Origin of the sequence: Paraburkholderia sp. SUR17 (assembly GCF_029536165.1) — a bacterium.
Taxonomy (GTDB): domain Bacteria; phylum Pseudomonadota; class Gammaproteobacteria; order Burkholderiales; family Burkholderiaceae; genus Paraburkholderia; species Paraburkholderia kururiensis.
In genome coordinates, this window is the sequence record NZ_CP120508.1 from 3,460,656 (window position 1) to 3,474,889 (window position 14,234).

The following is a 14,234-nucleotide window of genomic DNA, read 5'->3' on the forward strand; positions in this document are numbered from 1 at the left end:
GTCCCATTCGACATGACCTTTCGACCCGACCTCTTCACCGGCAAGACCGCCGTCGTCACGGGCGGCACCCAGGGTATCGGCGCGGCTATTGCGCACCAGTTCGCGGCGCTCGGCGCGCGCGTGATTGCGGCGGGGCTCTCGCCCACCGACGCCCAGCGCGACGCGCTCGGGCCCGGCATCGAGATCGCCGCAGCCGACGTGCGTCTTGCGAGCGACATCGAAGCGCTCTTCGCTCCGCTCGATTCGCTCGACGTGCTCGTGAACTGCGCGGGCATGATCCGTCGCGGCGAGGAGCACGATCCGGAGGTGTTCGAGCAGGTGATCGACGTCAACCTCAACGGCACGCTGCGCGCCTGCGCCGCGGCGCGCCCGCTGCTCGCGGCGAGCCGCGGCGCAATCGTGAACACGGCGTCGATGCTGAGCTTCTTCGGCGGCGGGCTCGTGCCGGCGTACAGCGCGAGCAAGGGCGGCGTCGCGCAGCTCACGAAGTCGCTCGCCATCGCTTATGCGAAGGACGGCATTCGCGTGAACGCCGTGGCGCCCGGCTGGATCGCAACGCCGCTCACCCAGGCGCTACAGGCCGACGACGCGCGCTCGCAAGCCATTCTGGAGCGCACGCCGCTCGCACGTTGGGGCGAGCCCGAGGACATCGCGCCCGTGGTCGCGTTCCTGTGTTCGCCGGCCGCCGCGTTCGTCACGGGAACCGTGCTGCCCGTGGACGGCGGGTACCTCGTATCGTGACGAGCACAGGGTGACGGCGTGATACCGTTGCGTCCGCTTACGTCTGTCCAGCCCACGCTACACATTTGTTCCGACCATGCCGAACCCCGCCGCCGACGCCATCGAAGCCGCCCGTGCCACCGGCACCGCCGCCTTCTCGAAGTTCATGGCGATCCTGCAACTGATCGCCGACGCCGGCACGCCGCCCACCATCGCGCAGCTCGCCACGCAAAGCGGTTTTCCGCGGCCCACGGTGTATCGCATCGTCGGTGCGCTGATCGCGGAAGGCCTCGTAGCGGAGAGTTTGGGCGGCAGCACGTTGATTCCGGGCCCGCGTTTGATGACGCTCGCCAGCCGCAGTTGGGAGCGCTCCGACCTGCGCGTGGCGGCCATCGATGCGCTCCAGCAACTGCGCGACGCCACCCAGGAAACCGTGCACCTCGCCGTGCGCAGCGGCACGGAGATGGTCTACATCGAAAAGCTCGAAAGCCCGCATGCGGTGCGGATGGCGTCGCGCATCGGCACGCGCGTGACGCTCTATTCGAGTTCGGTGGGCAAGGCGTACCTCGCGGCCCTCGATGCGGCCACGCGCGACGCCTTGCTGCGCACGCTCACGCTGGAACGCCTCACGCCGAACACGATCGTGGAGCCCGCTGCGCTTGCCGCGGAACTCGACGCAACGCGCGAGCGCGGCTATGCCGAAGACCGCGAAGAAAACGAGGCGCAGATCTTCTGCTACGGCTGCGCGATCATCGGCCCAGGCGGTGCGCCGGTGGGCAGCATCAGCGTGAGCATTCCGCTCTTTCGCAAGAGCGCGACGCCGCTCGAAACCTACGTTGCGCCCTTGAAGACGGCGTGCCGCGCCGTGAGCGAACGGATCGCGCCGCTGCCCGCCGGCAGCTTTTGAGCGCGGGCGCGAATATTGCGCCTCGGCGCCATGCAAAGGCGCAGCAGCACAGAACTCAACGAGCGACGAGGATGACGAGGCAATGGACACGGCCATGTCCCGCAGCAAACGCATCGCGGCGATTGTCGCGGGGGCTGTCGTCATGGTGCTCGCGGGGGCGACCATCGCGGTCTACATCGCCGAACGCGAAGTCAGGGAGTACGTGGTGGCCGCGCTCGGTCCGCAAGGCAGCGCCGCGCGCATCGACGTGGGACTCACCGCCATCGCACTCACCGACGTGCGGCTCAAGGCGCCGGCCGGCTGGCCCGCGCAGGACGCGCTGCGCGCCGCCCACGTCACCATCGTTACCGACCTGCGCGACCTGATGGCGCGAAGGCTCCACGTGCGCGAGGTCGCGGTGAGCGGCTTCGACCTGACGGTGCGGCGCGCGCCCGACGGTCGCATCGAACTGCTGCCGGGACTGCGCCAAACGCTCGCCAGCCCGGGTGACGCCGCTCCGACAAGCAGCGACGAGGACACGCTGCCGCGCGAGAAGCGCATCGACCGCATCGCCTTCGAAGACGGCACGTTCGATTTCTACGACGAATCGGTGAGCCGGCCTGCGTGGCACATCGCCGTGACGAACGCGCGCGCCACTGTCGGGCCGCTGCACTTTCCCGCGCTGGCCGAACCATCGAACGTGAACGTGACGGGCGCCATTCGCGGGCCGTCGCACACGGGCACCCTCTCGTTCGCGGGCTGGATCGCCCTTGCGAACCGCGATTCACAGACCACGACGAAGCTCGCAGGCGTCGATGTCGTGCGGTTCGCGCCGTATCTGCTCAAGAAAGTGGGCACGAAAACGCAGATCGCCGCCGGCACGCTGGATGCGTCGGTGGAAGCCTCGGTGCGTAATGACCAGTTGCGCGCGCCCGGCACGATCACGCTGCACCACCTCGAACTCGCAGACACGGGCGATCCGCTCGACACCTTCCTGTCTATTCCCACCAAGGCCGCCGTGGCCGCGCTCAAGCGCCGCCACGACGACATCACGCTGCACTTCGTGCTGGCGGGCAATCTGCACGACCCGAAGTTCTCGCTCAACGAGAACCTCATGACGAAGATGGGGAGCGGCTTTGCGAGCGCCCTCGGCGTGAGCGTCGAGGGCGTGGCGAAAGGCGTGGGCGAAACGGCGAAGGGATTGGGCGGCGCGCTGATGAATCTGCTCGGGCAGTGATGCCCTTGCCGTCACGTCAGTCACGTCACGTCATGTCACATACGCAGCGTGCGTAAAGGCGCGCCTCAGATGGGCAGGCCGAGGGCGCGCAGCTTCGCGTCGGTCTCGGCGTTGCTGGTGTGATGCACACCGTGCCAGCCCAGCGCGGTGGCGGCTTGCGCGTTCTTGAGGTTGTCGTCGATGAAGACAAGTTCGCCGGGCTGCACGCCGGGCAGATGCGCGTCGATGCGGCGAACCATTTCGGCGAAGATCGCGGGGTCCGGCTTCACCAGCTTCACGCGGCCCGACACCACGATGTCGCGGCAGCGGCGCAGGATCGGAAAGTTCTCCCACGCGTACGGAAACGTCTCCGCCGACCAGTTCGTGAGCCCGAACAGCGGCACGCCCGCCGCTTCGAGCTTCTCGAACGTCTCCACGCCGCCGTCGAGCAGCCCGCCCAGCATCTCGTGCCACCGTTCGTAGAACGCGCGAATCAACGGCTCGTGATCGGGAAACTTCGCGACGAGTTCGGCGGTGCCTTCCTCGATGGTCTGGCCGCCGTCCTGCTGGATGACCCAGTCCATCGCGCAGACGTGTGTGAGAAACCAGCGGCGCTCGGCTTCGTCGGGAATCAGTTCGCGGTAGACGTACTCAGGGCTCCAGTCCACGAGCACACCGCCGAAATCGAACACGACTGCTTTGATGGTCATACGAGCTCCCGTATAGCTGCCAGCCTGCGCTGCGTCGTTTGCGTCCCTGCGTTTGCGTCCCTGCGTTTGCGTCGCCGCGTTTGCGTCCCCGCTTTGCCCCAGCCCTCACACCGGCTGCGTGCGCGCCTCAAGCCACGTCTTCGCGTCGCCGCTCACGTGCGGCGAGACGCGCGCGCGCACCGTCTCGTGGTACGCGTTGAGCCACGCCCGCTCGTCGTCGCGCAAGAGCGGCAAGGCGAGGCAGCGTGTATCGATGGGACACAGCGTAAGCGTTTCGAACTTCAGGAAGTCGCCGAATTCCGTGGTTTCGGACGCCACGTTCAGCACGAGGTTCTCGATGCGCACGCCCCACTTGCCGGGCCGGTAGATGCCCGGCTCCACCGAGGTGATCATGCCCTCTTCCATCGCCGTCCACGGTTCGGGCGGCGCGTAGTAGGAAATCACCTGCGGCCCTTCGTGCACGTTCAGGAAGTAGCCCACACCGTGGCCCGTGCCGTGGCCGTACTCGGCACCCGCTTCCCAGATGGGCGCGCGCGCAATGGCGTCGAGCATCGGCGAGCGCACGCCGCGCGGAAACTGCGCGCGCGAGAGCGCCATCATGCTTTTGAGCACCACGGTGAAGTCGCGCTTCTCGGCGTCGCTGATTGTGCCCACGGGCACGACGCGCGTGATATCCGTCGTGCCGTCCAGATACTGGCCGCCCGAATCGATCAGCAGCAAACCATCGCCTTCGATCACGCTGTGCGATTCCGGCGTCGCCCGATAGTGCGGCATGGCGCCGTTCGCCTTGAAGCCCGCGATGGTCGCGAAGCTCGGCGAGATGAAGCCGGCGCGGCGCGCACGGGCAGCGGTGAGCCGCTCGTCGATGGTGAGTTCGGTGATGCGTTCGCGACCCAGCGCACCTTCGAACCACGCGAAGAATTCCGCGAGCGCGGCGCCGTCCTGCTCCATGGTCGCGCGCACGTGGCCGGCTTCCGGCCCGGTCTTGCACGACTTGAAGAACGTGGACGGATTGATGGACTCCACGATCTTCACGTTCGCCGGCACCTGTTGCATGAGGCCGAACGTGACGCGGCGCGGATCGACCAGCAGCGCAGCGCCGGCCGGCAGCGCGGCGAGCGCGCCGGCTGCCCCGGAGTACGGTTCGATGCGCACGCCGTCGCGCGCGAGCGCCTCGGCGAGCGGCTCGGGCACTTTGCCGTCGGCGACGAAGAGCGTGGCGCGATCGAGCCCGATCAACGCGTGCGCGACGAACACCGGGTTGTAGTTGACGTCCGCGCCGCGCAGGTTCAGCAGCCAGGCGAGGTCGTCGAGCGTGGAAACGAAGTGCCACTGCGCGCCCTTCTCCTGCATGGCGCGGCGCACGCGGTCGAGCTTGCCCGCGCGTGTCACGTCCGCGTGCGGAGCCGCGTGCTCGTAGACGGCGGCAACAGGAAGCGAAGGGCGGTTCGGCCAGACGGCGTCGAGCAGATCGAGGTCGGTGCGCAGCTTCACGCCGCGCGCGCCCAGCGCGCCTTCCAGCGCCCGCGCCGCCGCCACGCCAAGTACCGCGCCGTCCACGGCAACCGTCGAACCCGCAGGCACGTTCTGCGCGAGCCATTCGACATGAGGCTGCGTCTGCTGGCCACCCGTCATCTTCATGAGTTGCACGCCGCTGCCCGCCAGTTGCGCCTGCGCCTGGACCCAGTAGCGGCTGTCCGTCCACACGCCCGCGAAGTCGCCGGTCACGACGAGCGTGCCCGCCGAGCCCGTGAATCCGGATAGCCACTGTCGCGCCTGCCAGCGCTCGGGCAAGTACTCGGACAGATGGGGGTCGGCGGATGGCACGAGGCAGGCCGCAACGCCCTGGGTCGTCATGGCGGCGCGCAGCGCGGTGATCCGTTCGGGAATGGAGGAGGTTTCGGGAAGTCGGGCGTTCATTGTTTCACCTGCGGGATTCAGCGACGCGACGCAAGGCCGGCCGTCACGGCAACGGCGAGAAGCGCGGCGGCCGTGCAAACCGGCCATTCGAGCGTATCGCCGTCAAGGAAGATGCCGGTCACGCTGCCGGCCATTTTGGCGATTGCCGCGCCGGCCACGCCGGCCGCGATCGCAATGGCCATCTGCATGCCGCGGCGGCTGCGTGCACTACGATTACGCCGCGGGTGGAGCCACCAGCCGGCCAGACCGACCGCGGCACCCAGCACGACGATGCCAGTCCAGCCCATCAGCAGCCGCGCGCCTTCGCTACTTTCTGGCCTGTCGGACGGAAGGGAGGAACGCGGAGGCTTGCGGAGCGTGACATATTGTTCTCGGAGATTTTCACAGAAACCCGCCCCAAACGGGGGAATCCGACTGGACATTGGCGTGCAGGTCGACGTCGCACGCCGGACGCGGGCAGGCGTCGAGTGTAGGGGGCCAGATGTCCCAAAGCAAGCGCAAGCGGGTAAGCGCCGCGAGGCCGCGCGACCACGCCGGCGCTCGCGCCTGCCGGTGCGCCCCGCCCCATGCGGCAAAGCGGGAAACGCTATAATGGAGCCTTCGACCATAGCCCCACGTATGCAGCTTCTAACGATCGGAATTAATCACCACACCGCGCCCGTCGCCTTGCGCGAACGCGTGGCGTTTCCGCTCGAACAGATCAAGCCTGCACTCGATACATTCCGCGAGGCCTGGTCGGCGCGCCGCTCGCTGGCCGCGCCGGAAGCCGCGATTCTTTCCACCTGCAACCGCACCGAGCTTTACTGCGCCACCGACGACCGCGCCGCGCGCGACGCAGCCATCCAGTGGCTCTCGGCGTACCACAACGTGGCGGTCGACGAACTCGCGCCGCACGTCTACGCGCTGCCGCAGTCCGAAGCCGTGCGCCACGCGTTTCGCGTCGCGTCCGGGCTCGATTCGATGGTGCTCGGCGAAACGCAGATTCTCGGTCAGATGAAAGACGCGGTGCGCACCGCATCCGAAGCGGGCGCGCTCGGCACGTACCTGAACCAGCTGTTCCAGCGCACCTTCGCCGTGGCGAAGGAAGTGCGCGGCACGACGGAGATCGGCGCGCAGTCGGTTTCCATGGCCGCCGCCGCCGTGCGGCTCGCGCAGCGCATCTTCGACAAGATCTCGAATCAGCGCGTGCTCTTCATCGGCGCGGGCGAAATGATCGAACTGTGCGCCACGCACTTCGCCGCCCAACAGCCGCGCGAACTCGTGGTCGCCAACCGCACCGCGGAACGCGGCCAGCGGCTCGCCGAGCGCTTCAATGGCCGCGCCATCCCGCTTGCCGACTTGCCCGCGCGCATGCACGAGTTCGACATCATCGTGTCGTGTACGGCGTCCACGCTGCCCATCATCGGCCTGGGGGCCGTGGAGCGCGCGGTGAAAGCCCGCAAGCACCGTCCCATTTTCATGGTCGACCTCGCCGTGCCGCGCGACATCGAACCCGAAGTGGGCCAGCTCGAAGACGTGTTCCTGTACACCGTGGACGACCTCGGCGCGATCGTGCGCGAAGGCAACGCTTCGCGCCAGGCAGCCGTCGCGCAGGCGGAAGGGATTATCGAAACGCGCGTGCAGAATTTCATGCAGTGGCTGGAGGCGCGCAGCATCGTGCCGGTGATCCGCCATATGCATACCCAGGCCGACGCGCTGCGCCGCGCCGAAGTCGAACGCGCGCTGCGCATGCTGGCGCGCGGCGACGACCCGACGGCCGTGATCGAAACGATGTCGCAGGCGCTCACGAACAAGCTGATCCACGGCCCGACTCACGCGCTGAACCGCGCAAGCGGTGAAAACCGCGATACGCTCATCGAACTGATGAGCGGCTTCTACCGACACTCAGGCCCGTCCGAGCGTTAGCGGCACTGCAGCACGCCGCGCCGAGCCTGCTGAAGCTCGCTCGCGGCTCACAACGCCTCGGGTCGCTACCCGGCCCCACCCATTCCCGCAGTCCTTTACGGAGCCCCTGGCACCGCCCGATGAAGACGAGCATGCAAAACAAGCTCGACCAGCTCACCACCCGGCTGGCCGAACTGAACGACCTGTTGAGCCGCGAGGACATCACCTCGAACATCGATCAATACCGCAAGCTCACACGCGAGCATGCGGAACTCGGCCCGGTCGTGGAGCACTACGCGCTCTGGCGCCAGGCGCAGAACGACGCGGCCACGGCGCAGGAACTGCTGGCCGACGCGTCGATGCGCGAGTTCGCCGAAGAAGAAGTGCGCGCCTCGCGCGAACGCATGGCGCAGCTTGAAGGCGAACTGCAGAAAATGCTGCTGCCGAAGGACCCGAACGACGAGCGCAACATCTTCCTCGAAATCCGCGCGGGCACGGGCGGCGACGAGTCGGCGCTGTTCGCGGGCGACCTGTTGCGCATGTATCTGCGCTACGCGGAACGCAACCGCTGGCAGGTGGAGATGATCTCCGCGAGCGAGTCGGACCTGGGCGGCTACAAGGAAGTGATCGTGCGGATCGCGGGCGAGAAGGCCTACTCGAAGCTCAAGTTCGAGTCGGGTGGACACCGCGTGCAGCGCGTGCCGGCCACCGAAACGCAGGGGCGCATCCACACATCGGCCTGCACGGTGGCGGTGATGCCGGAAGCGGACGAGATCGGCGAAGTGGAGATCAATCCCGCGGACCTGCGCATCGACACATTCCGCGCCTCTGGTGCGGGCGGTCAGCACATCAACAAGACGGACTCGGCCGTGCGTGTCACGCACATTCCCACCGGCATCGTCGTGGAATGCCAGGACGACCGTTCGCAGCACAAGAACAAGGATCGCGCGCTCAAGGTGCTCGCCGCGCGCATCAAGGACAAGCAGTACCAGGAGCAGCACGCAAAGGAAGCGGCCACGCGCAAGAGCCTGGTGGGCTCGGGCGACCGCTCGGAGCGCATTCGCACCTACAACTTCCCGCAGGGCCGGCTCACCGACCACCGCATCAACCTTACGCTGTACCGCCTCGACGCCATCATGGACGGCGAGCTCGATGAATTGATCGCGGCGCTCGTGACCGAGCATCAGGCCGAGCAGCTTGCGTCGCTTGGCGACGCGGATTGACGGGCAGCCGTAGAACATGAACCACGACGCGCGACAACAGGACGACGCCAGCGCGAGTGCCCGCCCGAAGGCCGGCGAGCCTGGCGCGACGGCGGCTGCGTTGCTGCGCGCGTCGCCGCTGCCCGCGCTCGAAGCACGCATCCTGCTCGGTCACGCGCTGGGCTGGCGCCGCACGGAACTGATCACGCGCGGGGCCGAACCGCTCGACGAAGACGCCATCGCGCGGTTCCATTCGCTCGAATCGAGGCGCGTGACCGGCGAGCCCGTCGCGCAACTCGTGGGCCAGCGCGAGTTCTACGGACTCGACTTCGAAGTCACGCCGCACGTGCTCATTCCGCGGCCGGAAACCGAACTGCTGGTGGAAACGACGCTCGCGGCCATCGCGGATACGAACCGTCCGCGCGTGCTCGACCTCGGCACGGGCACCGGCGCCATCGCCATTGCCATTGCGTCCACGCGGCCAGACGCGCTCGTCTGGGCCGTCGACCGCTCCAGCGAAGCCCTCGCGGTGGCCCGACGCAACGCGGCGCGGCTCGTCGACCCGACGCGGCCTGGCGGGCCGCTCACGCTGATCGAAAGCGACTGGTACGCCGCGCTCGACCCGGCGCTGCGCTTCGACGCGATCGTGAGCAATCCGCCGTACATCGCGAAGAACGACCCGCACCTGGCTCAAGGCGACCTGCGCTTCGAACCGCGCGGCGCGCTCACCGACGAAGCCGACGGACTCGCGGCCATCCGCCGCATCGTCGCCGGCGCGCCGGCCTGGCTCGCGCCGCGCGGCGCGCTGTGGATCGAGCACGGCTACGATCAGGCCGAGGCGGTGCGCGCGCTGCTCGCAGCAGCGGGCTTTCGCGAGGTGCGCTCGGAGCGGGATCTCGCCGGTATCGAACGCATCAGCGGCGGTGCGCTGGCCGGCTAGACACGGCTCGCCGCGAGGTCGGCCGCCGCGTGGCACGCTCAGCCCGCTTGAACGAAATCCGCTATCATTTCCATCTATCTCGCACAAAACCGTACACGCAAGGGCGCTTATGGACACGCAACAACGCATCAAGCAAATCGTCGACGAAAACGCGGTCGTGCTCTTCATGAAGGGCAACGCGCAGTTCCCGATGTGCGGCTTCTCGGGCCGCGCGGTGCAGATTCTGAAGGCCTGCGGCGTCGACCAGTTCAAGACGGTCAACGTGCTGGAAGACGACGAAATCCGCCAGGGCATCAAGGAATTCTCGAACTGGCCGACCATTCCGCAGCTTTACGTGAAGGGCGAGTTCGTCGGCGGCTCGGACATCATGATGGAGATGTACCAGAACGGCGAACTGCAGCAGCTTTTCACCGCTGCCTGATCGACGTCCAAGCGAGACGTCCGAGCGGGAGCGGGGCTGATCGTCGTACGGTTGGCGTCATTGATGCCGTTGGTGCCGTTGGTTCGGCTTCCCGGTTGCGGCGCGGCGGCATAACGTACGCCGGCCCTCCCGCCGAACGCCTTTTCGTTTCTCTCCGCTCTCCAAGGCACCGCCTTTCATGGATTCGAACGCAGTGCGCCGCCCCGGTCCCCGACGGCTGATCGTCGCCATCACGGGGGCGACGGGCGCCATCTACGGCGTGCGCACGCTCGACATGCTGCGCCGCATGGGCGGCGTCGAAACCCATCTGCTGATCTCCAGCGCTGGCTGGCTCAACATCCAGCACGAACTTCAGCTGACCAAAGACGACCTGCACGCCCGCGCCGACGTCGTTCATTCGGTGCGCGACGTGGGCGCGAGTATCGCGTCCGGTTCGTTTGCGACCGAGGGCATGATCGTCGCGCCGTGCTCGATGAAGACGCTCGCGAGCGTCGCCCACGGTCTCTCCGATAACCTCGTCACGCGCGCCGCCGACGTCACGCTCAAGGAGCGCCGGCGCCTCGTGCTGCTCGTGCGTGAAACGCCGCTCAATCTCGCGCATCTGCGCAACATGACGGCCGTCACGGAAATGGGCGGCGTGATCTTCCCGCCGTTGCCCGCCTTCTATAACCGCCCCGCCACGCTCGACGAAATGGTGGACCACACCGTGGGCCGCGTGCTCGACCTGTTCGCGCTGGGGCCGGCGCTCTCGCCGTCATGGCCGGGCCTGCGCGGCGAAGACGAATAAACGCAGTCCGCGCGCACCGCAGGTGCGTCATTCGCAACGTCAAAGATGCAATCAAATCCGCAATGGGCTGTTTATCAAACAGCAGTGCGGCTTTATATTCGAGCCAACGTAACCTCTCGTCTGCCGCCTGCAAGGCGGCTCGCTGACATGACCCAATCCACGCCGCACGCCGGGCGCGTGCCCAGCCTTTATCTCTCGCACGGCGCGCCGACGCTGCCCATCGACCCGGCGCTGCCGTCCGCCGGATTCACCGCTCTCGCGGCACACCTGCCGCGCCCGCAAGCCATTCTGATGCTCTCCGCGCATTGGGGCACGGCGCGCCCCGTCGTGAGCACCGCGACGAAACCCGAGACGATCCACGATTTCTACGGCTTTCCGCGCGAACTCTACGAAATCGAGTATCCCGCGGCAGGCGCGCCGGACGTTGCGCGCCGCGCCGCGCAACTGCTCACTGCCGAAGGCATTCCGACCGGCGAGGAAGCGCACGGGCTCGATCACGGCACGTGGGTGCCCATGCTGCTGATGTTCCCGCAGGCGGACGTGCCGGTCGCGCAGATCTCGATCCAGCCGCACATGGGTCCCGCGCATCATTTCCGCATGGGACGCGCACTGCGTGCGCTGCGCGACGAAGGCGTGATGGTGGTCGGATCGGGCCAGATCACGCACAACCTGCGCGCCGCCGACTTCGGCGCACGCCCCGAAGACGCCGACCCGCGCGTTGCCGAATTCACGGACTGGTTCGAAGCGCACCTCGCCGCCCGCGACATCGACGCGCTGCTCGACTACCGCGCCCGCGCCCCGCACGCGGCGCTCATGCATCCGACCGACGAGCATCTGCTGCCCGTCTTCGCGGCCCTCGGCGCCGCGGACGACGACTACACCGTCGGCGTGCAGTCGCTCGGCACGTACCAGCGTGCGCTCGCCATGACGAACTACGTGTTCGGTCACGCGTAAGCGTTTCATCGCGGGCGAAAAGTACAGTCGCTGCAGCCCATAAAAAAGCCTGCCTGAGCAACTCAGGCAGGCTTTTTCGTTACTGCGCGGCGCGGCGACTACACGCCGCCGTTACCGGAAGGATCAGCCCCAGATCACACGCCGATACCCTCGAGAATCTCGTCGTGCTTCTCGCGCTCGTCCAGATACTCGGTGCGGTAGCCCGTACGCACACCCCAGTAATAGAAAACCAGCGAAAACGCGATCACGACGACCATGTCCCAGCCGTAGGGAATCAGGTTGTGTCCGCCGAACTCCTTGCTGCCGATCAGCGAAAGCAGCGCCATGATGGGCAGATACGCCACGAGCCACCACGCCGCTTTCAGGTCGCGGCCCCAGCCGCTCCAGCCCGACTTGCCCTGGAAGTAGAAGTACACCGGCAGTGCGACGATCATCAGCAGAATGATCTCGCCCGTCAGCGGCCACTTCGCCCAGTACAGAATCAGCGACGCGCACACGAACGCGAACGGCGCAATCACCGACATGCCGGGAATGTGCAGCGGACGCTCGAGGTCCGTAGCCGAACGGCGCAGCGCCATCAGACTGATCGGGCCCGTGAGGTACGAGATCACGGTGGCGACCGAAATCACTGCCGCGAGCGAGCTCCAGCCGCGGAAGAAGAACAGGAAGATGAACGACACGAGCAGGTTGAACCACATCGCCTGACGCGGCACGCCGTAGAACGGATGCACGTTGCCGAAGATCTTCGGCATCGTGTTGTTGCGCTCCATCGCGTAGATCATGCGCGTCGTGGTCGCCATGTAGGTCGTGCCGGTGCCGCTCGGGCTCACGAACGCGTCCACGTAGAGCAGGATGGCGAGCCAGTTCAGGTTCAGCGCCATCGCCAGTTCGGCGAACGGCGACTTGAAGTTGAACTGGTTCCAGCCCTTCATGACGTCGGACGGGTTCACCGCGCCGATATAGGCGATCTGCAGCAGCACGTAGATGACAAGCGCCAGCAGGATCGAGCCGATCACCGCGAACGGCACGCTCTTCGCCGGGTTGCGCGCTTCGCCTGCAAGGTTGATCGGGCTCTGGAAGCCGTTGAACGCGAACACGATGCCGCTCGTCGCCACGGCCGTCATCACCGCGGACCAGCCATACGGCGCGAACGTGCTGGCTTCGCCGAAGTTCTCGTGATGGAAGCCTGTGGCCATGAGACCGGCGATGGTCAGGCCCGGAATCAGGAACTTGAACACCGTGATCGCCGAGTTCGCGCGCGCGAAGACCTTCACGCCCCAATAGTTGAGCAGGAAGTACACGATCACGAGCAGCGCCGAGAGCAGTAACCCTGTTGTGGTGAGTTCACCGCCCACAAAGAGCTGGTGCGCCCACTCGTACGGCCAGGTGCTCATGTACTGGATAGAGGCTTCCGCCTCGATGGGGATCACCGACACAATGGCGATCCAGTTGGCCCACGCGCTGATGAAGCCCACGAGCGAGCCGTGCGAGTACCGCGCATAGCGCACCATGCCACCGGACTCGGGGAACATCGCACCGAGTTCGGCATAGGTGAGCGCGATGGCGAGAATCACGACAGCACCGATGATCCATGCACAGATCGCGGCGGGCCCGGCAATTTTGGCGGCCTTCCATGCACCGAAGAGCCAGCCGGAGCCGATGATGGAACCCAGCCCGGTCAGCATCAGCGCGATCGGACCAATGTTCCGTTGAATAGAACTTTTCACGTCATCTCCTGTATCAAGCGCAGCTTGACGCTGCGGCGCCCCCTCTGACGTGGGGCTCTCGCGGGCGTCGCACATGCATGCGCGAGCGTGTTTTCTGGGTGCAACCGCCGCGCGGCGCGTAGTTTACCGGTTGCACCAGCCGAATGCAGTCAAAATCCGGGTTGTCCCTACAAAAAAATGCGCTTTAGCGCAAGCTTTGTAAGAGTGAATGCGGCCCCATTCAGGCGTGTCAGATAGGAAAGACCCTGCAATTTCCTCGGTTGCGGTTGACCTTCTTTGAAAATCGCCGTATAAAGTCCGGGCAGGATTTCAAGCGGCGAGTGTGAATTGGTCTTTCGTGGTTCGCCCATCAACGGTACTCCGGCTGTCCTATTACCCCCCTTCCTTGATTTTCGTGCACATCCCAACGGGCTTCGGCTCAAATTCATCTTTAGGAAAGTAATATGGAAACCGGTACCGTCAAGTGGTTCAATGACGCTAAGGGCTTTGGCTTCATCACCCCGGACGGCGGCGGTGAAGACCTGTTCGCGCATTTCTCGGAAATCCGCGTGGAAGGCTTCAAGACGCTGCAAGAGAACCAGAAGGTTCAGTTCGAAGTGAAGACTGGCCCGAAGGGCAAGCAAGCCGCGAACATCAAGCCGCTGTAAGCAGGAGCAAGCGGCACGCCCAGGCCACATGCGGCTTGGGCCTCTGCGCTTCCTGACGCGGGAAAAACCCCACGCTTCGTTCGAAGGTGGGGTTTTGTCATTTCTGGAGCGTTGCAAGGGCGGCGTCGCAGGCGGGTTTTGCAGGTGCGTCGTCGGGACGGGATGACCCGCATCCAGCAACCGTGCTCGACCGGCGGATCGTCCGCCGGCCCGTAACCGT

Annotated in this window: 14 protein-coding genes; 10 read left to right on the forward strand and 4 right to left on the reverse strand. The window is 66.3% G+C overall.

Going from position 1 to position 14,234, the window contains the following annotated elements; genetic code table 11:
• Positions 1 to 12 precede the first annotated feature (12 nt).
• The 3 genes from P2869_RS15370 (at position 13) to P2869_RS15380 (ending at position 2,843) form a co-directional block, all read left to right on the forward strand.
• A complete protein-coding gene (locus P2869_RS15370) occupies positions 13 to 741 on the forward strand; it encodes an SDR family NAD(P)-dependent oxidoreductase (protein ID WP_277596917.1) in 729 nt (242 codons plus the stop codon).
• Between the two features lie 76 nt (positions 742 to 817).
• The gene (locus P2869_RS15375) at positions 818 to 1,627 is read left to right on the forward strand and encodes an IclR family transcriptional regulator (protein ID WP_277596918.1); all 810 of its coding nucleotides are present in this window, start codon (positions 818 to 820) and stop codon (positions 1,625 to 1,627) included.
• Positions 1,628 to 1,721: 94 nt separating this feature from the next.
• Positions 1,722 to 2,843, forward strand: coding sequence for a DUF748 domain-containing protein (locus tag P2869_RS15380; RefSeq protein WP_277596919.1), 1,122 nt, complete (start codon positions 1,722 to 1,724; stop codon positions 2,841 to 2,843).
• A 65-nt stretch (positions 2,844 to 2,908) separates the two neighbouring features.
• Here P2869_RS15380 and P2869_RS15385 read toward each other — a convergent pair whose 3' ends face one another.
• From P2869_RS15385 to P2869_RS15395, 3 genes are all read right to left on the reverse strand, one after another.
• Positions 2,909 to 3,532, reverse strand: a complete 624-nt coding sequence (locus tag P2869_RS15385) for an HAD family phosphatase (RefSeq protein ID WP_017776132.1) — start codon at positions 3,530 to 3,532, stop codon at positions 2,909 to 2,911.
• Positions 3,533 to 3,637: 105 nt separating this feature from the next.
• On the reverse strand, positions 3,638 to 5,452 hold the full coding sequence (locus P2869_RS15390; protein ID WP_277596920.1) for an aminopeptidase P family protein: 1,815 nt from the start codon (positions 5,450 to 5,452) through the stop codon (positions 3,638 to 3,640).
• 17 nt (positions 5,453 to 5,469) lie between these two features.
• Positions 5,470 to 5,874 carry a hypothetical protein gene (locus P2869_RS15395; RefSeq protein WP_277596921.1) on the reverse strand — a complete coding sequence of 135 codons (405 nt, stop codon included), beginning with the start codon at positions 5,872 to 5,874 and terminating at the stop codon, positions 5,470 to 5,472.
• A 196-nt stretch (positions 5,875 to 6,070) separates the two neighbouring features.
• On the opposite strand from P2869_RS15395, the gene hemA reads away from it, so the two are divergent.
• The 6 genes from hemA to P2869_RS15425 all read left to right on the forward strand — a co-directional run bounded on the left by hemA (position 6,071) and on the right by P2869_RS15425 (position 11,640).
• Positions 6,071 to 7,357, forward strand: coding sequence for a glutamyl-tRNA reductase (gene hemA, locus P2869_RS15400; RefSeq protein ID WP_017776135.1), 1,287 nt, complete (start codon positions 6,071 to 6,073; stop codon positions 7,355 to 7,357).
• A gap of 119 nt (positions 7,358 to 7,476) precedes the next feature.
• A complete protein-coding gene (gene prfA / locus P2869_RS15405) occupies positions 7,477 to 8,559 on the forward strand; it encodes a peptide chain release factor 1 (RefSeq protein WP_017776136.1) in 1,083 nt (360 codons plus the stop codon).
• Between the two features lie 16 nt (positions 8,560 to 8,575).
• Positions 8,576 to 9,478: a peptide chain release factor N(5)-glutamine methyltransferase gene (gene prmC, locus P2869_RS15410; RefSeq protein ID WP_277596922.1), complete on the forward strand. Its 903-nt coding sequence runs from the start codon at positions 8,576 to 8,578 to the stop codon at positions 9,476 to 9,478.
• 109 nt (positions 9,479 to 9,587) lie between these two features.
• Positions 9,588 to 9,899 (forward strand): Grx4 family monothiol glutaredoxin, encoded by a 312-nt coding sequence (gene grxD / locus P2869_RS15415; protein ID WP_017776138.1) that lies wholly within the window; start codon positions 9,588 to 9,590, stop codon positions 9,897 to 9,899.
• Between the two features lie 178 nt (positions 9,900 to 10,077).
• Positions 10,078 to 10,686: a UbiX family flavin prenyltransferase gene (locus P2869_RS15420; protein WP_277596923.1), complete on the forward strand. Its 609-nt coding sequence runs from the start codon at positions 10,078 to 10,080 to the stop codon at positions 10,684 to 10,686.
• A gap of 147 nt (positions 10,687 to 10,833) precedes the next feature.
• Positions 10,834 to 11,640, forward strand: a complete 807-nt coding sequence (locus tag P2869_RS15425; RefSeq protein ID WP_277596924.1) for a class III extradiol ring-cleavage dioxygenase — start codon at positions 10,834 to 10,836, stop codon at positions 11,638 to 11,640.
• A gap of 134 nt (positions 11,641 to 11,774) precedes the next feature.
• Here P2869_RS15425 and P2869_RS15430 read toward each other — a convergent pair whose 3' ends face one another.
• Positions 11,775 to 13,367, reverse strand: coding sequence for an APC family permease (locus P2869_RS15430; protein ID WP_277596925.1), 1,593 nt, complete (start codon positions 13,365 to 13,367; stop codon positions 11,775 to 11,777).
• 443 nt (positions 13,368 to 13,810) lie between these two features.
• Here P2869_RS15430 and P2869_RS15435 point away from each other — a divergent pair, with 443 nt between their 5' ends.
• Positions 13,811 to 14,014, forward strand: coding sequence for a cold-shock protein (locus P2869_RS15435; RefSeq protein WP_017776142.1), 204 nt, complete (start codon positions 13,811 to 13,813; stop codon positions 14,012 to 14,014).
• The last annotated feature ends 220 nt before the right edge of the window (positions 14,015 to 14,234 follow it).